This is a genomic window from Ruminococcus albus AD2013 (assembly GCF_000526775.1).
Lineage (GTDB): Bacteria > Bacillota > Clostridia > Oscillospirales > Ruminococcaceae > Hominimerdicola > Hominimerdicola alba_A.
Genome location: NZ_JAGS01000001.1, coordinates 858,119 through 882,056, shown reverse-complemented (window position 1 = coordinate 882,056; position 23,938 = coordinate 858,119). Strand labels below are relative to the sequence as shown.

Sequence of the window (23,938 nt, the reverse complement as noted above, 5' to 3'; positions counted from 1 at the left end):
TCACGAATAGAATTTTTCCAATAGATCAGGATCATATCTGTAAGATGCAAAACCTGACGTTTCATAGAGTTTATCAAGTGCAGATTTAAGTCTTTCAGCACCGTATTTTCTGTACATTTCAGGCAGAGTATCGACAGTGCCCAGAGTGCAGCTTACGGCTTCGAGGAAAACATCAGGCTTGATACCGACTTCTTCAAGTGCGAAAGAAGTTTCAGCAAGGATAAATGCAGCCATATAAATCGGTGCATCATCGCAGTCTTCAGTATTACCCTGTTCCTGAATTCTGATAAAATCAAGGAAACTATGGGGACTATCAGCGCATCCCTGACTTCGCCATTGGTTCATCCTCTCACAGCCATATCCAAGAAGCTGCTTATTGCGTTTCAGGCTGAAATTTGACTGATTATCGGCCATAAGTCCAAGCCCGATACTGTCGAGAATATCAAATACACCTGCAACGGAGTACATCTTTTCCAAAGAAGCTGAAAGTGCAGGAACGGAAGTGTGAAAATACTCACAAAGGTATATTCCGTGCGAAATCATTGCAGAAAGAATCTGGTTAAGATACACATGATAAACCCCGTAAAAGCAGATACTCTTGCGTCCGAATTCTTTCACAAGGCTTTCAGCCAAACGAATTGCTTCACCGGAAGTATTATCCATGAGGTTAAGTTCTACAAATTCTGTCAGCTTGACCGGGTAGAAAAAATGCATACCCAAACAACGCTGAGGGTTTGAAACACCCTCGAACACCTTTTTTATATTCAAAGAGGAAGTGTTCGTCAAAAGAAGGCAATTATCCGATACTTTATCCGCAATATTTCTGAAAAGAGAGTTCTTAGCCTCAAGGTTTTCAGAAATAGTCTCGATCACAGCATCACAGCCATCTAGTTCAGCGGTATCAAAAGTGAATTTAAATGCTGCTTTCTTAGCTTCGTATTCTTCGTCTGTCAGCTTTTTTCGTCGAAGCTGCTTGTCAAGAGTCTTCATCACAGCAGTGGTATGTTCTTCTGGGCAGGAGCGGACAAGTACTGTAAATTCAGCATTATTCAGGTTATCAAAAAGTAAGGAAAAAATGTCCTTTCCCATTTTTCCGTACCCTGCAATTCCGATTTTCATATCAGTCTCCCCTGTTCTTATATAGTTCTATATATCTACGGTAATTCGCAGGTGAAAAATCACCGCATTTATCCGAGATAAAATCTATCAGCGAATACGCCTCGGCAAGACCACGCTTTTTTTCTGTGAGAATATCTCCCCAGCCTAGTTCACAAGCCTCCTCAGAGGGAAATAGTCTGCCTGTCATAACAAGCTCATAGGCATTCTTCATACCGCAAAGCTCGATAGTCCTGGCAATTCCTCCAAGTCCGGGAAGTATGCCGAAAGTTGACTCAGGCTGACCTATCCTTGCACCTTTCTCAACTATCCTGTAGTGACAGTTCAGTGCGATCTCGCTGCCTGAGCCGATACAAAAGCCCGTAACTACGCTTACCACGGGAAACGGCAGGTCACGCAGAAATGTGAAGTGACGCTTCTGAGCGATGTGGCTTTCTGGGAGTTTCCCAGTAGAATCGTCGTATAACTCATTAGCAGTACGCTTCTTAAGCGCGTCAACATCTGCACCGACACAGAAATTTCTTCCGCTGCCGCGTATTATCATTCCTCTGACACTTTCACGATCTGCTATAACTTGTACTTTTTCCATGACAGACTCATAATCCTCGTGAAACTGAGTAGTCATAAGGTTATTTTTCGGTGCATCCATCACAACGGTGAGTATTCCGTTTTCATTATTAAGCAGGATATCACTCATCAAGCTCACCTCCTGCAATCAATGCGATAAGCCGATAAAATGACCTTGATTCAGCATCAAGAACATCATTTGTACTGCCGTTCCTTGCTGTAACGAAACAGTTTGTGATCTCCCTGATCTGAAATGCAGTCTTGTCCTTGAACAGATTTTCTGCGTATTTATCAGCATTATCAGCAGGAATCACTATGTCGAAGTACTCTGCGATATCTGCATCAGGCCTATCAGAAGCAAGTGCTGAGATATACGGGAGATCAGCAAAGAAACTGCGCACCTTTGCTTCGTCCCCTGCCTGCATACTGCCATTATCGTGGACAATTAGCAGGCATGGGTCACCTAGTTCTGCACAGATAATATCTGAGAGCATATCAACTTTGCAAATTTCTGTATATAATTCATTTATTAAGATATTCATCTGTCTCACACCCTAATATCTCGTTGACCTCATCTGGGATATTGTGGATCACTCGCTCATTATTTACGAAAACTATTATGCTTTTTATTTTACATGATAAAACGCCCGTAGCGTTGTTAATTATTTTGTGTTTGCAGATCATCATTCCGCCCTTAGCTGTGAACTCGGACTCGATACGAACCTCGTCCAGCAGTTTCAGTTCGTGGATATACCTCTGTGAACTCTCCATAACCACAGGGAATATTCCCCTGTCAAGAGTATATTCCATGAGTTTGTTTATTCTGAAAAAGTTCCAGAGTGCGGCTTCTGCGTACTGCAAGTATACAGCATTGTTAACATGACCGAAAGAGTCAAGCTCATAGCCCCTGACTATCAGGTCGTACACACATTTTCTCATTTTCTGAATGCCTCCTCCAGCGCCGCTTCAAATGCTCCGAATGAAGGGTCAGGTTCACCGTCAAAAGATCGATTCATTGTATTTATTACCGCATTTATCTGGGTGACACTCACAGACGAGACTATGTCCTCAGCAAATCTCATCGCCTCGGGAAGTGCATCCTTTTCCTCGGTAACTTTTGTGACAAGTCCGATAGAGAGTGCCTTATCGGCAGAGAGCATTTCCCCTTGGAGTATCATTTGCAAAGCCTTTTCCGTCCCTATTATCCGTGAAAGCCGCTCAATTCCTCCCATACCGGGAACTACTCCATGCATGACCTCGGTAAGTCCAAGTCGTGCTTTAGCTGATGCGATACGGAACCTGCAACTCATGGCAATTTCAAGTCCGCCGCCGAAGCAGCCACCATTAACAGCAGCCACAGTTACTATCGGCAGGCGCTCGATGGTGTTCAGCAGTTCCCTGCCCTTTTTAAGTTTTTCGGAAATATTTCTAACTTTATCCGCATCAAAAAGCGAAACATCAGCACCGTGGGAAAAATGTCTGCCCTTTCCTGTGATGACAAGCGCCTTAGTCTGCGGATTTTCCTCCAGCCATTCAAGAAGTATCTCACGCTCGATGAATTCAGGCTCGGATATAAGGTTCTTCGCGCCATTTTCAATGGTAAGTACTGCAATGCTGCCTTCGGAATGAATCTCTGATAAAACTGAATTCACCGTTTATCCTCTTACTGCTCAACGATATCGTTACCGAACTGGTATACCTTGCAGAACATATCGATAACGTCGCTCATGGTATTCATAGGTGTTTTCAGCATATATTTTCCAATGCTCTGTAACTTGATGTCCAGGTCGAACTTATCCGCTGTCATTTCGATAAGTTCGACAAGCATCAGCGAATCGCTCTCCAAATCGTCCTGAAGATTGGTATTATCATTGATCGAAGCCTTGTCAACTTCGCATTCCTCAGCATAATAATCAAATATCATGTCCTTGATCTCAGCTTTGATCTCGTTTGTAATTTCTCTCATTATGTTTACCTCCAAAACTGTGTATTAGCTGTTGGATACAGCTTTCAGCTTTCAAAGCTTTCCGCTGAAAACTGAAAGCCACACCCGGCAGCTTCTGCTCACCGAGTATTATTGCAATGTCATATTGATAAAATTTTAACACACCTGATTATAATTACAAGCGAACCAGGTTTCACCTAAGAAAATATGTCATCAAAAGTGTAGATTTTACACTTTCTTCCCACCCTTGATAGTTTACTGAGTGAACCGTTGGTGCTTATGTCGAAAAACTCTGTTGCTCCAAGCTGTTCCAGTTCTTTCAGAGCGAGATCCCAGCGCATCTGAGTATATACATTAAGCTGATTTTCACGGGCAACCTGTTCTGCTGTAGTGAGAACAGAGAAATCGAAAACAGACATCATCGGGTACTCAGGAGCATTGTATTTCAGATCATCACAGTAAGCAATGTATTCCAGCGAATATTTCTTCATTATGGAATGATGGAAAGCTGTTCCCGTATTCAGACGGAAAGCTTTCAGCGCACCCTCTTTTATGCAAAGTTCCACAGCCTTTTCAACTGCTCCTGCTTTACCGCTTATCATAGCGTGGAACGCAGAGTTGCCGCTTCCTATAACCAGATCATCCGGTGAGAACTCTTTGTTCAGCAGTTCTGAAAGGTCATCATAGGAAAATCCTACGATTATTCCTGTATCAAGTTCCTCATGAGCCTCATCCAGCGCAATCAGCATAGATCGGTGAGATTTTACAATATCCCATGCAGCTTCATGAGGTATCGCATTGAAGCAGGCGCTTGCGCTTACTATGCCGGAACTGTATCCCATTCCAATATCAGGAGTAATTCCTTTGCCGATAAAGTGCTCATAGATCACTCTGTCGCAAATAAACGGAACAAGCCACTGAGCGATCTTTGAGTCATAGCCCAGATTTTTTTCGATATCCTTGTTCAAACCCAGTCTTGCGCAGGCAATTTCGTAATAATATGAATATTTATCATTTAGTTCAGGCGGAAGCTTAGCCAGAAGTTTCTCATAGCTTGATCCAATACCGTTAAATAAAAAGACTTTTTGAAACATTTATTAGTCTCCAGTTCATTAATAATAATAATTAAATTAGCGTGGCAATTATTTAATCGAGTTAGAATGAGTATTCTTTGAATGAATTAAACGCATCATCAATTTGATGTTAATTAATCCAGAAATGAACCTAAGCGTCAGAATAGATATTGATATTTTAGTATTTATAAATTATTTGTTTGTATATTAATAATAACATTTTTTTATTTAAAAGTAAAGTAAAATATTGCGCTATTATATTCTTTTGGCAAAAAGGTCAATTCAATCGTTGGTATTATGCGTTATTTCGGCATTTTTGTACAATCGTTATTTCTTTATACTATATTGTTATGCATCAAAAATTGCTTTTCGATATCTAAACAACATGGTAACTTTTCAGATATAGAAAAAACGCCTCTCGAAAGAGACGTTTAAATAAACTATATTTAATATGGATTAATTATACATAATGGTTTAGTTCAATAAACCTCTGTGTAATTATCGTTTAAACGTTCATAAACACAAAATCTAAGTCCTAGTTCTAGACGTTCATCACAGCTCACACATTTGAATTCATTACGGCTGAACTCCGGAAAATATACATCGCCTTCATATTCATCATAAAGCTCGGTCAGATACAATTTATCCGCATATCTAAGCCCTTGACGATATATCTCTGCTCCTCCGCACAGGAATATATCCCCTTCCCTTTTATGACGGATGTACCTTTTTGCTTTTTTAAAAGCTTCATCAAGGTTCGGGACTGTCATTAGCAACTTGCCTGTATAGTCAGCACTTGCTGAAACCACAATATTGTATCTATTGGGCAGCGGTCTTCCGATACTCTCATAAGTACGTCTGCCCATTATTACCGCACCGCCTTCAGTGATATTCCTGAAATATTGTCTGTCCTCAGGTATATCCCAAGGGATACCACCCTTTGAGCCGATGACACCGTTAGCGGCTACAGCCGCGATAATGCATATCATTGCTTTTTCAGCTCGTCAAGAAGCTGAGATACTGTCTTGCCAAAGATAGGATGACGGTAGTATGGAGTTATCTCATTAGCAGGAACAAGTACGAATTCACGGTTGTGCATATCTGGATGCGGAATTATTAGATCAGGATGTGAAAGCACCTCATCATCATAGAACACTATATCAACATCAAGCGTACGCGGACCCCAGTGTATCTCTCGCCGGCGGTCAGCAGCATTTTCTAATGATTGGGTGAATTCAAGTAGCCCATGAGGGCTGAGCATTGTCTCACATATAACTGCACCATTAACAAAATCATCCTGTTCTGTATAACCGTATGGTTTTGTAATAATAAGATCCGAGCATTTCAAATTGCGTATATAATGGCTTTCACGCAGTTTTTCAAATGCTTTTTCCAGGTATCCCCTGCTGTCACCCATATTTGAACCAAGAGAGAGCAAAACTCTGTGCCAGCCCCTGTGTATCTTAACTGATACTGAGTTGAAATCCATTTCTATTGGAGCCTCGGGCTTGCGTACTTCCATATCCACTGCTCCGACAATGGGATATTCCAATAGAATAGCTTCAGCGGCTTTCTGCGCGGCAGTTTCTATCAGTTTGAACGTATTCTCCGTCATCACTTTTTCAAGCAGTTTACACACCTTACTATAATCCACGGAACGGTCAAGGTCATCATTTATTCCCGCATTTTCAGTATCCACATACAGTTCAGCATTGATATAGAAATTCTGACCATTTAGATTTTCATGCTCAAAAACTCCGTGATGTGCAAATATTCTCAGTTCCTCAATACATATCTTATCCACGCTTGTAACCTCTCATTATCGCCTGTGTCATTTTAACTGCTCTGAAATTCTCCCTGACGTCATGAACACGAACAAATGCGGCACCGCGCATAACTCCTACAACAGTTGTCGCTAAAGTTCCCTCAACACGCTGATCGCTTGGAAGATCAAGTGTAAGCCCTATAACTGATTTTCTGGATGTTCCGAGCAACACGGGATATCCCAGTTCATTTTTAAGCATATCCAGGCGATCTATAGCTTCAAGATTGTTTTCCAAAGACTTTGCAAATCCAACACCCGGGTCAAGAATTATGGAATCATCGGTGATTCCTGCTTTCTTAGCGATATCAACAGATCCACGCATATCGCTTATAAGATCATCCATAAAGCTGTCATAGTCCATATCATTCCTGTTGTGCATAAGACAGCACGGAAGACCAGTTTTTGCTATAAGATCCGCCATTTCGCCATTGTCGTATTTAAGCCCGTAAATATCATTTATAAGATCTGCTCCGGCTTCAGCGGCAGCAGATGCGACTTTATATTTATATGTATCGATCGAGACAGGAACATCAAATCGCGACTTTAATGCTTCGATCACTGGTACGATCCTGCTTATCTCTTCCTCATCGCTGATACGCACAAATCCCGGTCTTGTGGATTCTCCGCCAACGTCAATAATATCAGCACCCTCTGATATCATTGCCTCTGCATGAGAAAGGGCACTGTCTATGTTATTGAATTTACCTCCGTCCGAGAACGAATCAGGTGTCACATTTAGAATGCCCATAATATAGCATTCGTTTGCCGTATCAAATTCTCTGCTGCCAATTTTCATTATTATACCTCTATTTCTAAATTCATTTTTTCTTTCTTCCATTTGCACTGCGCCCTTGCTTCACATTCAAAGCAATTCCGTGACAACTTATCAGCCTTATAGAATATAGCTTCAGGTGTGTCGAGATCCAATTCGTTTTTACGGTGTGCTGCAATGAGACTGATGATCTTCTCGCGCATTTTCCGCGGACATTCTATACTATCAAGTATCTCCTCAGCTGTCACCTGACTTGCAACATCATGGTCGATGCCCTCGGTATACTCCTGCACTCTGCCGATATCGTGAAGAAGTGCGGCCGAATAGATGATATCAGTGGAGAGCTCAATTTTTTTCTGTCCGCAAAGTATCATCGCTATCCGTGCAACATTGAGAAAATGCTCCATATTATGACGACAGAAGATCCTGTCTTTTTCAAGCTCATACAGCTTGTGAAGCTGATCCTGATAATATTCATTTTTAAGTATGCGGTTGGCATATTCAAGTTTCATTTTATTGACCAGTCCCATAAATAGATTTATACCTTATCAGTATAACATATAATCCAAAAAATAGCAATGTTGATTTTCAGAAAAGGACTAAAAAGAATCTCTTGAATTTATAGATTTTGCATAAATAAGCATTATAAGATGTTGATAGTGTTTTCCGAGTTACACCGCACTTTAACATACTGTGAAAATACTAGCGGTGCATACTCCCGTGCTTGTATTACCTTTTTTGTATATAGATACATAAGCTTAAAAAAACAACCGCAGAATAAACTCTACTCAGATAGTTCATCCTGCGGTCTGTAACATATTTAGTATTTTAGAACTCGTATTTACACGATCAAGGGATGAGGCATCCGCTCAGCTCACCGTGTTTTTCGTAGCTTGCAATACGTACTGCCTTATTTTTATCATCAACGAATACAACTTTCGGTGCAAAGTTTTTTAACTCCTCGGGGGTCATATCGGCGTATGACATGATGATAACAGGGTCGCCTGCCTGACCTGCCCTTGCAGCTGCACCGTTAAGACATATCATACCGCTGCCGCGTTCACCTGCAATGACATATGTTTCAATGCGGCTTCCGCTGTTTACATTAACGATATGTACGTGTTCATATTCATAAAGACCTGCCGCATCTATCAGATCCTCGTCAATGGTGACACTTCCAACATAGTTGAGTTCAGCCTGAGTGATAACAGCGCGGTGTATCTTGCTTTTTAGTATAGATAGTTTCATTATGCCCTCCTTAAATATCTTCGGTAAAGAAGTTATCTATAAGGCGGGTGCTGCCGATAAATACCGCTATGGCACAAAGCGCGGGACGGTCAATGACAGGTATCTGCTGCATAGTTGCAAGATCAACTATCTTAACATAGTCGATCTTTGCAAGTGGTTCAGCGTTGATATGCTCTTTCATCGCATCGGTTATCTTACTGCATTCGGTCTCACCGTTTCTGACCATATCCATGCCAATATTTATCGCCTGAGAAAGAACCAGCGCAGCTTTTCTTTCCTTATCATTGAGATAGGTGTTGCGAGAACTTTTTGCCAGACCATCTTCCTCTCGCACTATGGGGCAGCCGATTATCTCAATATCCATATTCAGGTCATCGACCATATGCTTTATAACTGCCAGCTGCTGAGCATCCTTTTTCCCAAAATATGCTTTATCGGGCTGAACTATATTGAAAAGCTTTGATACTACGGTGCATACTCCCCTGAAATGTACAGGTCGGCTGAGTCCACAGAGTTCCTTTGTCAGCACATCCATATCCACAAAGGAAGAAAATCCTTCATGATACATCTCACTTGGTTCGGGGTTGAATATTATATCACCGCCGTGTTCTTCAACCAGCGCCGCATCGCGTTCAATATCGCGGGGATAACTTTCAAGATCTTCGGTCGGTCCGAACTGCATAGGATTGACAAAATCGGATACTACTGTCCTGTCATTATCGCGGTGAGAAGCATCTATAAGGCTTGCATGACCCTCATGGAGATATCCCATAGTAGGTACAAGTCCAACACTCAGTCCCTGTGACTTCCATTCCTTTACCTGTCTGCGTACTTCATCTATTGTCTTGACTATCTTCATATCACTCATACTCCTTTACTATTTCATTTATCACATCTTCATCTATCGAATAAGTATGTTCCTCTGAGGGGAATGTACCATTCTTTACCTCGGTGATATAGTCCGTTATGCCTTTGCGCATAAGCTCGCCTATATCAGCAAAGCGTTTTGCAAATTTCGGAGTATGACCGACAGTCAGTCCCAGCATATCCTGATATACAAGAACCTGACCGTCACAGCCGTTGCCCGCACCGATACCGATAGTCGGGATAAACAGCTTTTTGGTTATTATCTCAGCCAGCTTTGCGGGGATACCTTCAAGCGTTACCGCACAAGCACCCGCCTCTTGTATCATCAGTGCATCATCAATGAGCTTCTTTGCTTTATCTGCACTTTTGCCCTGCACCTTGAATCCACCGAAAACATTGACAGACTGCGGTGTTAGTCCCAGATGAGCAACAACGGGTATAGAAGCATTTACGATAGCTCTTATCTGCTCGCAGACCTCAGCACCGCCTTCGAGCTTTACAGCATTAGCGCCACCTTCCTTGATAAGTCTGCCCGCATTGAGGACAGCCTCCCTGACGCTTGCCTGATATGACATAAATGGCATATCAGCAACAATAAATGCATTATTTGCTCCTCTTGCCACGGCTCGGGTATGGTGTATCATATCCTCCATAGTAACAGGTAGAGTATTCTCATAACCAAGCATCACCATGCCGAGTGAATCTCCGACCAGTATGGAGTTTACACCGCACTCATCCATTATACGTGCAGTAGTGTAGTCATAAGCAGTAAGCATCGTGATCTTTTCTCCCGATTGCTTCTGCTTAAGTAGGGTTGAAACTGTGTTTTTCATAAGCATATATCTCCTTATAATTATGTTACCTTTCCGCATACACAGATAAGATACATCAACAGGAAAAAGCCTGCATCTAATATTATAACACATGGAACTTTCGATTTCAAGTGGATAATTATGCCGAAAAAACATATACCATACACCTGAAACCTTTAGAGCATCACTTTATTTATAAAAATTCAATTGACTTGATGCAAAAAATATGTTACTATATTTTGTATGCAGTATATATTTTTACGGAGTGTAACTTATGAAAAATAAATCGAAAAGCAATAATAAAAATACAGCAGGTATTCTGAAAAGCAAACTATATCTGTACCTTACAGAATTTTTTGCGGGTATGTCAGTCATGGCTGTAGAACTTGGTGCCAGCAGACTGCTGGCGCCTTATTTCAGTTCTTCACAGATAGTATGGACTATCATAATCGGTACTATCATGATAGCTATGGCACTGGGTAACTATTTTGGCGGAAAAAGCGCCGATAAAGACCCTGATCCCGACAAACTATATAAAAGGATACTTTTTTCAGCCGTATGGATAGCTGCCATACCATTTATAGGCAAGATGGTAATACTTGGAATTTCAGCTTTGCTTGTTGTTACGGTAAGCACCAATTTTCTGATATGGGCGGCTTTTCTGGCGTGTATGGTGATATTTGTATTCCCGCTGTTCCTGCTTGGAACAGTAACTCCGTCATTGGTAAAATATACCACTGACAGTCTTGAAGATAACGGCAGGACTGTCGGCACACTGGGCGCATTCAACACAGTGGGCAGTATCATCGGTACTTTTGCACCGACTTTTGTCACAATACCCACAGTCGGCACAGCTGTGACATTCCTGATTTTTTCAGGCATACTTCTTTTGCTTGGCCTGGTCTATTTCTTTTCCTGCAAACGCGGATATATCCGTATGGCGGTCTGCACAGTGCTTTTCATAGTTTTTTGCGTTACAGGAACAGTTCTCGGTTTTGCTTTCTGGGAAAGATCACTTACTTACGAGGGCGAATCCGTTTACAACTATCTTCAGGTGAAAGAAGATGACAAACAGGCAGCTTTATCCACTAACGTGCTTTTCGGCATACAGTCCATATACATGAAAGACGGCGGACTTACAGGACTTTACTACGATACGGCAATGGCGGCTCCCCTTATGAGCGATGGTGATGATATCAGCAAAAAAAATATGCTTATCCTTGGCATGGGCACAGGAACATATGCCAAACAGTGCAGAGCATATTTCCCTGGTATCGAAGTTGAGGGCGTAGAGATAGATGATAAAATAACAGATCTCGCACATAAATATTTCGACCTAGATGAAGATATTAAAGTGACGACCTACGACGGAAGAGCTTTTCTCAATTCACTGAAAGGTGCAAACAGAAAAGCCCCTGGTTCAGCTGTTAAATACAATGTTATCATGGTAGATGCTTATCAGGATATCACCATACCTTTCCAGATGTCTACGGTAGAGTTTTTTACATTGGTGAAAAACAGCCTTGCACCCGGGGGAGTAATGGTTGTAAATATGAATATGCATTCTGACAAAAAAGGCAGTATAAACGAGTACCTATGCGATACAATCGCTTCGGTTTTCGGAAATGTGTACACAGTAAAGGTGGATAATACCACTAACCGTGAGCTTTTTGCATCTGACCTTACAGGTATGCCTGACAGACTTTATTCTGCTTCTCAAAAGCTTGTTGACCCGGAACTTAAAGAACTAATGGAAGATATTTACATGGATATGGAAAGATATGAGGGCGGAGAAAATATCCTTACGGATGACAAAGCTCCCGTTGAACTTCTGGGTATGCAGGTCATAGATGATCTCATTTCAGAAGAACTTACTTACTATAAAAAGCGATTCAAGGAAGACGGGATCGCGGGCCTTATCAATTGAGAATTTTAAGTATATTTTAGTTCAGTATAGTACACTATGATCATAGATATAAAATAATAAGGACTGATAAGAATGGATATTGACAGCATATATATCGTGATACCTGCCTATGAACCCGATGAAAAGCTGATAGCGCTTATTGATGAACTATCATCAAAAAACACATATAAGCTGATAGTTGTCGACGACGGCAGCAGCTCCGATAAAAAGGATATATTTGACAATATAAAAGATAAAGCTTGCCTCCTGACACATGAAGTTAATCGCGGAAAAGGTGCTGCGCTGAGAACAGCTTTCACTTATATCAAAAACACCTGCGAAGGTAATTACTCTGTCATAACCGCCGATGCTGACGGTCAGCACAAGCCTGCGGATATCATGAGAATAGCAGATGCACTGAAAGAACATCCCGATAAACTTGTGATGGGATGCAGACGTTTCAAGGGTGATATCCCTCTGCGAAGCCGTTTCGGAAATAATATGACAAAAGCCGTATTCAAATTCGCCGCAGGTGTAGGTGTCAGTGATACTCAGACAGGTCTGCGTGGATTTTCAGACAGGCTGACAGATTTTATGCTTGGACTTTCGGGTGACAGATACGAGTATGAAATGAATATGCTTCTTGAAGCTGCAAGGGACGGTATCGGCTTTTATGAAGTCCCCATAGAGACTGTCTACCTTGATGAAAACAAGAGCTCACATTTCAATCCGATAAAAGATTCATTCAGAATTTATAAAGATATTCTCAAATTCTCATGCTCTTCCCTGCTTAGTTTCTGCGTTGATTATGTTCTATATTCGGTGATATTCGCATTAAGCGGGAGCATAAAGCTTTCAAACGTGATTGCAAGAGTGTTCAGCTCGATATTCAATTTTCTGCTGAACAAAAAGGTGGTTTTCAAAAACAAGGAAAAGATCTATAAAACGGCGCTGAAATATTTTGCACTTGCAGCTGTGATACTTGCTGTTAACACTTTCCTTCTGGATCTTATCGTAAAGTACGTTATCAAAAACGAATACATTGCAAAAATAATAGTTGAAGTTCTGCTGTTCTTATTCAGCTGGACAGCACAGCGCAGTTTTGTATTTAAAAAGAAAGGTCTGACTACTGATGAGCAAAAATAAAAGAATGCCTGTCTGGGGAATGATACTGACAGATACGCTGCTTGTTTGCGCGGCTGTGGGAACTTTCATGCTTTTTGATTATGTTATGCCCCACAGTGCAAACACCAAAGGCACAGTAGTTGCTGAAGTTGACAGCGCCAACAAGACAAGCTTTGCACTGCCAAAATCAGGCAAAAATAGTGACGAACAGGAAGAACACACTGTCGATGGCGATAGCAAAGATGATAACAATGATCTTTCACAGGATAACAGTTCCAATACCGAAAGTGTTTCCGAAGAAAGCAGCAGTCCCGAAAAAAAGAAAAAGGAACATCATGAACATACAAAGGAAAACTGGTACGATAACACCGATACCGATGAATATACCGCCGACAATAATCTGATAGAATCCGTTCTTAATGCTGATGTGCAAGCGGAAAGAGTTGTGACCTATGAGGGCGATGACGCAGTAATCTATATCGACAAAAAGTGGTTCGGCGACGGCGATGATAAGATAACTTATTATTCGGCTGATATATATGTAACCAGCGTTGACGTACTGAAAACAGGTCTTGCAAAGGACACATACGGTAAGAATATCAAGGACAGCATTTTCAATATGGCATCTGAGAACAATGCGGTGTTCGCAGTTAACGGCGATTTCTACGGCAACTCTGAGGAAGGTATCGTTGTCCGCAACGGAATAAAATACCGTGACAACCTTAACGATGTTGACATCTGTGTTCTGTTCACAAACGGCGAGATGAAGACTTACACCTATGAAGAATTCGATACCGAGGCTGTACTGGCACAAGGCGTATGGCAGGCGTGGTGCTTCGGACCAATGCTTCTTGACGGCAAGGACGGTGTGCTTGAAAGCTTCAACACCACCACCTATCTCAATAGTGCAAATCCACGTTCAGCCATAGGCTATATCGAGCCGGGACACTACAAGATAGTCACAGTTGACGGAAGAGACCCCGGATATTCCAAGGGCGTTACCCTCAGCGAACTTGCGGCTATAATGTCTGACGAGGGCTGTACCACCGCATATAATCTTGATGGTGGCTGTTCGGCTATGATGGTATATGAGGGCGAACTTGTGAATATTCCCGACAGAGGACGCGAGATAAGCGATATAATCTATATCGGAAAATAAAGGAGTTCACGGCAATGGAGATCAATGAAATATGTCAAGCATTACCTATAATCAAAACTCAAAAAGTCGAGTGGTCTGACAATAGAAACGGTAACTTATCTCATCCTAAATACAGCGATGAAGTTTTGAATTGGATAAATCAATTCGGTACATTAAATATAGCAGATAAAGACTATATTGATAATATCGAGCAGATAAAACAGAAAAACGTATCAGAACTAACTAGAGATGAAACGCTGACACGATTGACTGCTATCATCAGGGGTGAACGTTTCTGTGAAGGAATACTTGCTAAAGCAATCGAAAGCGGTAAACTCGAAGAACTATGTGTGCATCTTCACAAAATAACAAGCGCCGAGCCATTCAAAACGAGAATTCTGCTTTCCGATCTACTGAAGAATAACGGTATAAAACCCGAAGATGTTGTAATGATACGTCATGTATTGAGCCGCGAGCACTGCAAACAGTGCTATCAAAATGGCTTCATAAAAGAATACACTCAGATTCAGGGCAAAAACAAAACAATGCTAAAAAACTCCAAATATTGGATGGTGTTCATTGGTACAACAGGAACGAATGCAAAACTATATTGCGTGTATAAATTTAAGGGATTTTCACCAGTTTCTGAACATAAAATGCCAACCGGTTTTCCTTGTCCTGAAATGTATTCTGAGGACGCTAATTTGTATGAACTCGAAGAAACAGATCTTTTTTCCGATTTAAAAGATGGACTTATTATTGATTGGGGAACATCAACTCAATCATGGTATCAATCAGCAACAAAAAATAAACCTATAGTCTCAATCCATAACAACAATAAGATTCCGTTTAAGGGATATGAAAACGCTATTTATTCGTTTGATGAATTGCAAGAAATCGTAAATGATATGGGAATGGGCGCTTATGAGGAGCATTACAATGCGCTATCAAAGGTTAAAGGTGTATATCTAATAGTCGATACAACAGACGGCAAACAATATGTTGGTTCTGCTTATGGCGATAATGGAATTTTAGGGCGCTGGGCAATATATGCTAACTCACATCATGGCGGAAATAAAAAAATGATTGAGCTACTAAAAAAGCATCCCGAAAGATACAAGAGCTTCAGATTTACGATTTTAAAGATTTTCTCAGACGGAGCTAAAGATATAGAAGTCATTGATTCTGAAAAGTTGTACAAACAAAAACTCGGAACTATAGAACATGGTTTAAATGATAACTAAATACAATGTAATTTGGTGATTTAAAATGAAAAAACGTTTAGTCAGGATACTCCCCCACGCAACTATCGTCATGGTGGGAATGTTTATGTTTTTCTGGGTGCTGGATATAATGAACCCGACAATGAATCTCATCAACCGCAAGGCTTCAAACAAGCTGATGATAATAATGCTTGTGCTGTCGCTTATCACGGCGATTATGAATATCTACTTTGAGCGGAAATACGATGCCCTTAAAAACAAGGAAGACAAATGATAAAAACTCGGTACAGCTGGTTTGTACCGAGTTTTTTTGTTACTTTTGTTTAATTATAGCACAGCTGAGTGGTGCCAGACGAAGATTCAGCGAATAGTTACTGGCTCTCATATCGCCATTGAGACAGTTTGTACCTGCATATATGTCTTTATCGGAATTGAGTATCTCGGCATAGTCGCCATTTTGCTCAACTCTCAGGATGTAATTCTGCATAAGTCCTGAAAAATTGAACACGAAGTATATACCCTTTCCGTAATTATCGCGCCTGATAAAAGCGTAGATTGACTGATTGCTGTTATTGGCATCGCACCAGCGGAAATGACCCGCATTGTAGTCATTCTCATAGAGTGCTTGTTCGTTGAGATAAATATGGTGTAGTTCTTTTATGTAGTGGTGAACTGAATCATGTGCAGGATAAGTCAGCAGATTCCAGCCAAGTTCTTTCTCGGGACGCCATTCCATATACTCAGCAATCTCGTTGCCCATGAAATTCAATTTTTTTCCGGGGTGCCCGAATTGAAAAGTATACAAACACTTTATCGTGGCTATCTTTTCTTCATGACTTCCGAAACATTTGTCCAGCATAGTTTTCTTGCCGTGAACAACTTCATCGTGAGAATAAGGAAGAATAAAAAGATCGTTATAGAAATAGCTCATGGAGAATGTCATTTTTGAGTGATGAGCACGGCGCTCATAAGGCGGAGTTTTGATGTAGTTAATGGTATCGTGCATGAATCCGAGATCCCATTTATAATCAAAACCAAGTCCCCCGAATTCAACGGGAGCAGTAACTTTAGTCTGATCTGTAGAATCCTCGGCAAAAAGCATCACATCGGGGTGACGTTTCTGTATAGCATAGTTGGTATTTTTAAGGAACCATATGCCTGTATCGTTGAGAGGTTCATCGCGCCTGCCGTGCTTGAAAATAAGATTTGCCACCGCATCATACCGCAGACCGTCAACATGGTATTTTTCTATCCAGAAATTGATGGACGACTTTACAAAACTGAGGACATGAGGTTTGCTGTAATCAAAAAGTGCTGTTCCCCATTCGGAGAACCTTTCCTCTTCCCTGTCGGACTCAAAAAGAAATCCGCCGTCATAAATATGAAGTGCAAAAAAATCCGTTACAAAATGCACTGGTACAAAATCAAGTATAACGCCGATATCCGCCTGATGGCAGGCATCAATAAAGCGCATTAGTCCCGCAGGGTCACCGTATCGCGAAGTGGCAGAATAATAACCTGTGACCTGATAGCCCCATGAACCGTCATAGGGGTGCTCAGTAAGGGGCATTATCTCGATGTGTGTATAGCCCATATCCTTTACATATGGTATAAGGATATCAGCCATTTCATCATAGGTATAAAAACGGTCATCGTTCTCGCTGTCGAATTTTGTGCGCCATGAGCCGAAATGTATCTCGTAGATATTCATAGGCTTATCATAGCATTTATCACGCTTTGTCATCCATTCGCTGTCATGCCAGTCATGGCAGTTCAAATCATATATGATAGAAGCGTTCTTCGGTCTGACTTCGCTGTAAAAAGCAAAGGGGTCAGAACGGTAATGCTTCTGAAGTGCCTGGGTGGTTATTATGAACTGATAGATATCTCCATTTTCAGCAGGGCGGACAGTTTCCCACACACCACTGTCAAGACGGTTCATTTCGTATTCACCGCCGTTGAGCATCAGTGTGACATTCCGCGCATTAGGGGCATATGTCGCAAAACGCACTCCCCTATCGACAAAATGCGCACCAAAATATTCATAAGCTGTAAGGCTATGACCTTCTAAAAAATCATTGATGATCATTAATAATGCACATCCTTAAAAATAATTTACCAAAATTACTTGAATTTTTTTGGATTTGTGATATAATTATATTGTTGAATTATAGTAAACGACAATAAGATTTTAACTTAGACTTACCGCTACAACAAGATATATTCTCTGCGGTCGGGATAAATGTGGATATTTATGTTGTTATATGCCACGAAAGGATACAGCAGATGTCAACATCAACTATAACCAAATCAGCGCTGTGCAGCGCACTGAAAGAACTTTGCACACAAAAGGATTACGAGAAGATCTCCATATCCGAGATAACAGGTTTTTGCGGAATGAACAGACAGTCCTTCTATTATCATTTTCAGGATAAGGAAGAGCTTTTGTCATATATCTACTACAATGAGCTTTTCAAGAACATCACCAGAGGTGTAAACTACGATAACTGGTATGAACGTCTGGAGGGATTTCTTGAAAATATGCAGAAGGATAAAAAATTCTATTCCAATACTCTGCGCAGCAATGAAAAGACTTTTGAAAAATATCTTTATCAGAGTATGCACCGTTTATTCCTGAGATTCTTTTATCATGCGGTAGCAAACACCCGCAAGCGCAGCGATAAGGCGAAATTCTTTGCAGATTTCTATTCCCATGGATTCTGCGGAATGATAATCGACTGGGCAGCTCAGGGAATGAAGATATCTCCACACACAGTCATGCTCCAGATGAAAGAACTGGCATTTGAGAATGTCAGCATCGGTAAAGGATTTATCGAAAATCTGTGATAGCACAGGCACGGCAGAAGTTTCCTGCCGTGCTTTTTATGTTATCTTGCATTGACATATGCCACAAACCTGCCAAATGCCGCAGCGCCTTTTTCATCACGCTTATAGACGCCTGCATGTTCAAGAACTTTCGCAAAGATTTTGCCAATTTCATCTTTGAGTATGCTATCTACATTTTCTGCATTGAAAGTGTACTTTTTGCATAATTCATCAGCCCAATCGGCGTGCTTGGAAAGAACTTCATCGGAACGAATATCAGCACCATTTACTAACGCTTCCGCGAGCTTTTCCATCTCTGATTTAAGACGTGAGGGCAGAACCGCAAGTCCCATTACTTCAATAAGACCAATATTCTCTTTCTTGATATGGTGAAGTTCAGCATGAGGGTGATAAACACCCAGCGGGTGTTCTTTAGTGGTGATGTTATTTCTGAGAACTAAGTCCATCTCATATCTGCCATTGCGCATACGAGCGATAGGGGTTATCGTGTTGTGTGGTTCTCCGTCCGTTTCGGCGAATAAGAAAGCGCCTTCGTCAGTGTAGCCGCGCCAGAGATTGAGTATCTTGTCCGCAAGTTCAACAAGGGCTTCCCTATCACTGCTGTTGAGCCTTATTACTGACATCGGCCATTTGACGATACCCGCATCAACGTTTTCATATCCTTTGAATATGACCTTACGCTCAACTTCTGCCTTAGCCATTGGGAACTCGTAATGTCCGCCCTGAAAATGTTCATGTGAAAGGATAGAGCCCCCGACGATAGGAAGGTCAGCATTGGAACCAACGAAGTAGTGCGGGAACTGCTCAACAAAGTCAAACAGCTTATTGAACGCAGACTTGTTAATGACCATTGGTGTGTGAGTCTTATTAAAAAGTATGCAATGCTCATTATAGTAAACATATGGCGAATACTGCAAGCCCCATTCGGAGCCGTCTATGGTCACACCGATAACACGGTGGTTCTGCCTTGCAGGTGAATTTATCCTTCCTGCATAGCCTACATTCTCATAGCAAAGCAAACACTTAGGATAGCCAGACTGCTTTGCCAGCTTTGCCGCCGCAATAGCTTTAGGGTCTTTTTCGGGCTTTGAAAGATTGATAGTTATATCCAGCTCGCCGTACTCGGTAGATGTCTTCCATTTAACATCTCTGCTGATCCGATATCTTCTGATATAATCCGTATCCTGGGAGAATTTATAAAACCAGTCTGTTGCTGTCTGCGGGGATATTGCTTTCTTCTCAGCGAAAATTCTCTCGACCTCAGATGGACGCGGTGTGATAAGACCCATAAGCTTGGTATCAAAAAGGTCACGGTGAACAACTGTATCTTCGCACAGACCATTTTCGCAGGCGTATTCAAGCAGTTCAGCAAGGGTGTTTTCGAGGTCGATATCCTTGTATTCTTCCTTCGGCTCATCGTATTCATCTAGCGATAATGCTTCAAGCAGACGGTTAGTTGCCCAGATCTTATCACTAGGCTCTAAAAGCCCATTTTCAAGACCATAAGTTACAAGCTTTTTGATGCTGTCGTTTATCATAATATCACTCCTGTCCTATATCATTCCGTGTTTATGTTATACTTATATTAAAATTATTATATTATAAAACTTGCCTAAAGTCAATAAAAAAATGTGAAATAACATAAATTAATGGAAGTTTTAAAGTCAGATATTAAAAAAGTGTTAAATAAACCCGTCAAGCCTTGACAATGAGGGATAAATATAATATAATTAATTTGTGATATGAATAATGGCGTTGAGAGGAAAAAATACGCTTTGCGGAACTTTCAGAGAGCTGTCGTTTGGTGAGAGACAGCAGTTCAATAGCGCGATAACTCGTCCTTGAGCCGGTATGGTGAACATTCAGTAGCTGTGCCCGGGATTCTCCCGTTACAGAGAGGCGCATTAATTGATGCGGCAGAGGTGTACAGTGTGAGCTGTGCATGAATCGGAGTGGTAACACGAGTAATTATGCTCGTCTCTTGTTTTAAAGGGACGGGCTTATTTTATTTTCAAGATACGCATCAAAATATGGATCATATATAGGAGGAATCACAGATGAAAAACGCAGAAAAGTATGCAAGAGGATATTATATGCCTCCCGTAAAATGTATGAAATGGGCTGAAAAAGATTATATCGATCATGCCCCCGCATGGTGCTCGGTCGACCTTAGAGACGGCAATCAGGCGCTTATAATCCCCATGAGCCTTGAAGAAAAGCTGGAATTCTTTAAGAAGCTGGTAGATATCGGCTTTAAGGAGATAGAGATAGGCTTCCCTGCCGCATCCGAGACAGAATATGAATTCTGCCGCACACTTATTGAGAAAAATATGATACCCGACGATGTTACCATACAGGTACTTACTCAGTCGAGAGAACATATAATCAAGAAAACATTTGAAGCTATCGACGGTGCAAAGCACGCAGTCGTTCATCTTTACAATTCCACCTCTGTTGCACAGAGAGAGCAGGTTTTCCGCAAGTCAAAGGAAGAGATCATCAAGATCGCTACCACAGGTGCAGAGCTCTGTAAGGAGTACAAGAAACACGCTAAGGGTCATATAACATTTGAGTACTCACCTGAAAGCTTCACAGGCACAGAGCCCGAGTTCGCCGCTGAGATATGCAATGCTGTTATCGATATATGGGAGCCCGATGCTGATAACAAGGTCATCATCAACCTTCCTGTTACAGTTGAGATGTCACTGCCCCATGTATACGCTCAGCAGGTAGAATATATGTGTGAGACGCTCCACAACAGAGAGAACCTGATAATCTCACTCCACCCCCACAACGACAGAGGTACAGGCATCGCTGACACCGAACTTGGTCTGCTTGCAGGCGGTGACAGAGTTGAGGGTACCTGCTTCGGCAACGGCGAAAGGACAGGTAACGTTGATATCGTTACTCTCGCACTGAATATGTACACACACGGTGTTGAGCCGAACCTTGATTTTACCGATCTCCCCTCACTCATCGAGCTTTATGAGAGAGTAACAAGAATGAAAGTTTATGACAGACAGCCTTACTCAGGTTCTCTGGTATACGCTGCATTCTCAGGCTCACATCAGGACGCTATTGCAAAGGGCATGAAGTGGCGTGAAGAAAAGGACGACAAGCACTGGACTTGTCCTTATCTCCCCATCGATCCCCACGATGTCGGCAGAGAGTACGAGGGCGATGTTATCCGTATCAACTCACAGTCAGGCAAGGGCGGTATAGGTTATATACTTGAGCAGCAGTACGGCTACGACCTCCCCAAGGCTATGAGAGAGGACTTCGGCTACAAGGTAAAGGATATCTCAGACAAGGCTCACAAGGAGCTCAGCAGAAGCGAAGTTCACCAGATCTTCAAGGATACATACCTCAACATAAATACCCCGATAGATATTCACGAAGCACATTATACTCAGAAGGCTGACGACCTCATCGGTGCTTCTATCAAGGCTGTTATCAATGGCAAGACAGTTGAGTGCAGCGCTGACGGCAACGGCAGACTTGACGCTGTGGCTAACGCACTGACCGCTGAGATCGGCATGGAGATAAATGTCGATACCTATACCGAGCACGCACTGGAAAGAAAAACTACCTCTGAGGCATGCTCATATGTGGGAATCAACGTTAACGGTAAGATATTCTGGGGTGTCGGCAGACATTCGGATATCATCGTATCTTCTGTAAAAGCACTTGTATCTGCTATCAACAACGCGATGAATAAGTAATTTATCCATAAATAATCAGCTCCTGCGTAAATAAATGCGCAGGAGTTTTTTATATTACCGAAATATATCTGTAAGAAAAAAAAGAGCGGTCAAAGGACCGCTCTGATCTTCTATTCAATTAGTCCATCTTAGCGCCGCAGCCTGTGCAGAAAGCGTTACCGGCGGGAACCTTAGCACCACACTGTGTGCAGAATCTTTCAGCGCCTGCATTTGCAGCAGGAGCAGCTGTAGGCTGAGGAATAGCCTGAGCAGGCTGGTTGAACTGAGGCTGTGCAAAAGTGTTCTGTGCAGGAGCACCAGCGGGCTTCAGAGACTTTAATGCACCGGGATTCTCATTTAATGCATTCAGCAGCTCAAGAACCTTGCAGCCGATGTAGATAACAGCTACTATCCAGAACAGAACTTGTAAGAAAGTGATGAAACCTGTACCCTCTTCCTTAGGTGCAACTCCCTTGCCTTCAATGGATGCTACAATACTGAAGATATTAGATGCAGTAATAGCATTCTTACTTGCTTTTAAAGCCTGAAAACCACAGTTACCAGCAATTGTAGCGAACAGTGCAAACAGTACGTTTACAGCAGGTCCTACTATCTTATACAGTCCGTTCATAAATCCTTTAATTGAGTTCATTGTCTTTACCTCCAAAGATAAATAATTCTGTAATATTATTATACTAATTTTTAGAATGTTTGTCAATACTAAAATCAGTTATTTTTAAAAAATCTGCTTTTATTCGTCATATGTCATAAGATAAATGACAATTAACTCCCTTGTACTGCCTTCTTCAACAATTATACTGCTAAAAATATGTGTATTATTTAGCAGTATATACATTCAAAGAAGAATCATATCTATCGTGACAGGCAGCCATTCTACCGGTTCACCTCTGCCGTCTTCGATTATTTTATCTGCCATCTTTTCTGCTTCAGCGTAACTGACATCGGCTAGACCGTTTTCGGTGAAACATAGGTCTGCGAACAGCTCCTGCAAACTGTTGCAAAGGAAAGAGTGAAATCCACCCATATCCCACCCAATAACGTCACAACCTAATTTTTCGTAGGCGACATCATAATCCTCATATTCGGGAAGAGGGATATCCTCTGCAAACAAGTTTTTGTATGACTTGTCTGCCCTGACACGAACGAAAGCATATCTGCCGTTTGAGAAATACTTTTCATAGAAATATTTAGCATCGCTGAAATACAAGAATCTGCCGTCCATGAAGAGTTTATTATCATTGAACAGTTTGTTGACTTCCTCACTGTAAGTAAGATATGAATCGCGGTCAATTCCAAGCTTTGCGAGGTATTCGGGCATGTCACCTTCCCTTTCCCAGCCGTGAGTTTTTGTAACAGCTGGTTCATGGTCGCAAAGACAATCGCTGACAGAGATGAAATGATTTCCGCCAAAGCCGAGGTAATCGGGGCATTTGCTGTATTTACATATATAATAACCTACTGTGAAAAATCCCATAATTTTCCTCCTGTTGAAGAGATCAATCTGATTAAGACAAAGTATAGCATACAACGTCAGAATCGTCAACTATCTGAATAAAAGAAAACAGCTGCACAGAACGTCCCTGCACAGCCGTAACTATAAATAAACTTCTTTTTACTGCCAACGTAAAGCGTCAGATTTTACATACTGTCTTCTTTGCTGATACCAAAGATCATTTTCAGCAGTCCCGAAATCAGGCGGGGGCTTTTAACAATTACGACTTTCATAAGTATTACCTCCCTGTTGTGTGGTAA

General features: G+C 41.6%; 26 protein-coding genes and 1 other annotated feature. Of the genes, 7 read left to right on the top strand and 19 right to left on the bottom strand.

The window, feature by feature from the left end:
- The 14 genes from N773_RS0103910 to panB form a co-directional block, all read right to left on the bottom strand.
- Positions 1–1,119 carry a 3-hydroxyacyl-CoA dehydrogenase family protein gene (locus N773_RS0103910; protein WP_024856556.1) on the bottom strand — a complete coding sequence of 373 codons (1,119 nt, stop codon included), beginning with the start codon at positions 1,117–1,119 and terminating at the stop codon, positions 1–3.
- A 1-nt stretch (position 1,120) separates the two neighbouring features.
- Positions 1,121–1,813, bottom strand: coding sequence for an enoyl-CoA hydratase/isomerase family protein (locus N773_RS0103905; protein ID WP_024856555.1), 693 nt, complete (start codon positions 1,811–1,813; stop codon positions 1,121–1,123).
- Positions 1,806–2,177: a hypothetical protein gene (locus tag N773_RS0103900; protein ID WP_196231597.1), complete on the bottom strand. Its 372-nt coding sequence runs from the start codon at positions 2,175–2,177 to the stop codon at positions 1,806–1,808. The genes N773_RS0103905 and N773_RS0103900 overlap by 8 nt, the downstream gene beginning before the upstream one ends.
- 28 nt (positions 2,178–2,205) lie before the next feature.
- Entirely contained in the window at positions 2,206–2,622 is a 417-nt protein-coding gene (locus N773_RS0103895; RefSeq protein ID WP_024856553.1) for an acyl-CoA thioesterase, read from the bottom strand.
- Positions 2,619–3,335 carry an enoyl-CoA hydratase/isomerase family protein gene (locus tag N773_RS0103890; protein ID WP_024856552.1) on the bottom strand — a complete coding sequence of 239 codons (717 nt, stop codon included), beginning with the start codon at positions 3,333–3,335 and terminating at the stop codon, positions 2,619–2,621. The genes N773_RS0103895 and N773_RS0103890 overlap by 4 nt, the downstream gene beginning before the upstream one ends.
- A gap of 11 nt (positions 3,336–3,346) precedes the next feature.
- Positions 3,347–3,649 (bottom strand): acyl carrier protein, encoded by a 303-nt coding sequence (locus N773_RS0103885; RefSeq protein ID WP_024856551.1) that lies wholly within the window; start codon positions 3,647–3,649, stop codon positions 3,347–3,349.
- A gap of 176 nt (positions 3,650–3,825) precedes the next feature.
- Positions 3,826–4,722, bottom strand: coding sequence for an ACP S-malonyltransferase (locus N773_RS0103880; protein WP_024856550.1), 897 nt, complete (start codon positions 4,720–4,722; stop codon positions 3,826–3,828).
- A 458-nt stretch (positions 4,723–5,180) separates the two neighbouring features.
- The gene (locus N773_RS0103875; protein ID WP_024856549.1) at positions 5,181–5,690 is read right to left on the bottom strand and encodes a dihydrofolate reductase; all 510 of its coding nucleotides are present in this window, start codon (positions 5,688–5,690) and stop codon (positions 5,181–5,183) included.
- The gene (folK, locus tag N773_RS0103870; protein WP_024856548.1) at positions 5,687–6,505 is read right to left on the bottom strand and encodes a 2-amino-4-hydroxy-6-hydroxymethyldihydropteridine diphosphokinase; all 819 of its coding nucleotides are present in this window, start codon (positions 6,503–6,505) and stop codon (positions 5,687–5,689) included. The genes N773_RS0103875 and folK overlap by 4 nt, the downstream gene beginning before the upstream one ends.
- Complete coding sequence (gene folP, locus N773_RS0103865; protein WP_024856547.1) at positions 6,498–7,322, bottom strand: dihydropteroate synthase; 825 nt, start codon at positions 7,320–7,322, stop codon at positions 6,498–6,500. The genes folK and folP overlap by 8 nt, the downstream gene beginning before the upstream one ends.
- Before the next feature lie 2 nt (positions 7,323–7,324).
- A complete protein-coding gene (locus N773_RS0103860; protein ID WP_024856546.1) occupies positions 7,325–7,810 on the bottom strand; it encodes an HD domain-containing protein in 486 nt (161 codons plus the stop codon).
- Between the two features lie 337 nt (positions 7,811–8,147).
- On the bottom strand, positions 8,148–8,546 hold the full coding sequence (gene panD / locus N773_RS0103855; RefSeq protein ID WP_024856545.1) for an aspartate 1-decarboxylase: 399 nt from the start codon (positions 8,544–8,546) through the stop codon (positions 8,148–8,150).
- Positions 8,547–8,556: 10 nt separating this feature from the next.
- On the bottom strand, positions 8,557–9,405 hold the full coding sequence (gene panC / locus N773_RS0103850) for a pantoate--beta-alanine ligase (protein WP_024856544.1): 849 nt from the start codon (positions 9,403–9,405) through the stop codon (positions 8,557–8,559).
- 1 nt (position 9,406) lies between these two features.
- Positions 9,407–10,246, bottom strand: coding sequence for a 3-methyl-2-oxobutanoate hydroxymethyltransferase (gene panB, locus N773_RS0103845; RefSeq protein WP_024856543.1), 840 nt, complete (start codon positions 10,244–10,246; stop codon positions 9,407–9,409).
- Between the two features lie 253 nt (positions 10,247–10,499).
- Between panB and N773_RS0103840 the strand changes: the two genes are divergently transcribed.
- The 5 genes from N773_RS0103840 (at position 10,500) to N773_RS0103820 (ending at position 15,891) form a co-directional block, all read left to right on the top strand.
- Positions 10,500–12,152 carry a spermidine synthase gene (locus N773_RS0103840; RefSeq protein WP_024856542.1) on the top strand — a complete coding sequence of 551 codons (1,653 nt, stop codon included), beginning with the start codon at positions 10,500–10,502 and terminating at the stop codon, positions 12,150–12,152.
- Between the two features lie 72 nt (positions 12,153–12,224).
- Positions 12,225–13,277 carry a bifunctional glycosyltransferase family 2/GtrA family protein gene (locus N773_RS0103835; protein ID WP_024856541.1) on the top strand — a complete coding sequence of 351 codons (1,053 nt, stop codon included), beginning with the start codon at positions 12,225–12,227 and terminating at the stop codon, positions 13,275–13,277.
- Positions 13,264–14,415, top strand: coding sequence for a phosphodiester glycosidase family protein (locus N773_RS0103830; protein ID WP_024856540.1), 1,152 nt, complete (start codon positions 13,264–13,266; stop codon positions 14,413–14,415). Before N773_RS0103835 ends, N773_RS0103830 begins: the two co-directional genes overlap by 14 nt.
- Before the next feature lie 14 nt (positions 14,416–14,429).
- Positions 14,430–15,638, top strand: coding sequence for a GIY-YIG nuclease family protein (locus N773_RS19690; protein ID WP_024856539.1), 1,209 nt, complete (start codon positions 14,430–14,432; stop codon positions 15,636–15,638).
- Positions 15,639–15,663: 25 nt separating this feature from the next.
- Positions 15,664–15,891, top strand: coding sequence for a hypothetical protein (locus N773_RS0103820; protein WP_024856538.1), 228 nt, complete (start codon positions 15,664–15,666; stop codon positions 15,889–15,891).
- Positions 15,892–15,930: 39 nt separating this feature from the next.
- On the opposite strand, the gene glgB is transcribed toward N773_RS0103820, so the two are convergent.
- On the bottom strand, positions 15,931–17,706 hold the full coding sequence (gene glgB, locus N773_RS0103815; protein ID WP_024856537.1) for a 1,4-alpha-glucan branching protein GlgB: 1,776 nt from the start codon (positions 17,704–17,706) through the stop codon (positions 15,931–15,933).
- A gap of 155 nt (positions 17,707–17,861) precedes the next feature.
- Here glgB and N773_RS0103810 point away from each other — a divergent pair, with 155 nt between their 5' ends.
- A complete protein-coding gene (locus N773_RS0103810; protein ID WP_155250854.1) occupies positions 17,862–18,464 on the top strand; it encodes a TetR/AcrR family transcriptional regulator C-terminal domain-containing protein in 603 nt (200 codons plus the stop codon).
- 41 nt (positions 18,465–18,505) lie between these two features.
- On the opposite strand, the gene galT is transcribed toward N773_RS0103810, so the two are convergent.
- A complete protein-coding gene (gene galT / locus N773_RS0103805) occupies positions 18,506–20,002 on the bottom strand; it encodes a UDP-glucose--hexose-1-phosphate uridylyltransferase (RefSeq protein ID WP_024856535.1) in 1,497 nt (498 codons plus the stop codon).
- 208 nt (positions 20,003–20,210) lie between these two features.
- Positions 20,211–20,449, top strand: a binding site (T-box leader).
- A gap of 72 nt (positions 20,450–20,521) precedes the next feature.
- Between galT and N773_RS0103800 the strand changes: the two genes are divergently transcribed.
- Positions 20,522–22,186: a 2-isopropylmalate synthase gene (locus tag N773_RS0103800; RefSeq protein ID WP_024856534.1), complete on the top strand. Its 1,665-nt coding sequence runs from the start codon at positions 20,522–20,524 to the stop codon at positions 22,184–22,186.
- 118 nt (positions 22,187–22,304) lie between these two features.
- Here the strand turns inward: N773_RS0103800 and N773_RS0103795 are convergent, their stop codons facing one another.
- From N773_RS0103795 to spoVM, 3 genes are all read right to left on the bottom strand, one after another.
- Positions 22,305–22,817: a zinc ribbon domain-containing protein gene (locus N773_RS0103795; protein ID WP_024856533.1), complete on the bottom strand. Its 513-nt coding sequence runs from the start codon at positions 22,815–22,817 to the stop codon at positions 22,305–22,307.
- Between the two features lie 204 nt (positions 22,818–23,021).
- Positions 23,022–23,660: a hypothetical protein gene (locus N773_RS0103790; protein WP_024856532.1), complete on the bottom strand. Its 639-nt coding sequence runs from the start codon at positions 23,658–23,660 to the stop codon at positions 23,022–23,024.
- Positions 23,661–23,824: 164 nt separating this feature from the next.
- Positions 23,825–23,911, bottom strand: coding sequence for a stage V sporulation protein SpoVM (gene spoVM, locus N773_RS23460; protein ID WP_155250923.1), 87 nt, complete (start codon positions 23,909–23,911; stop codon positions 23,825–23,827).
- Positions 23,912–23,938 lie beyond the last annotated feature (27 nt).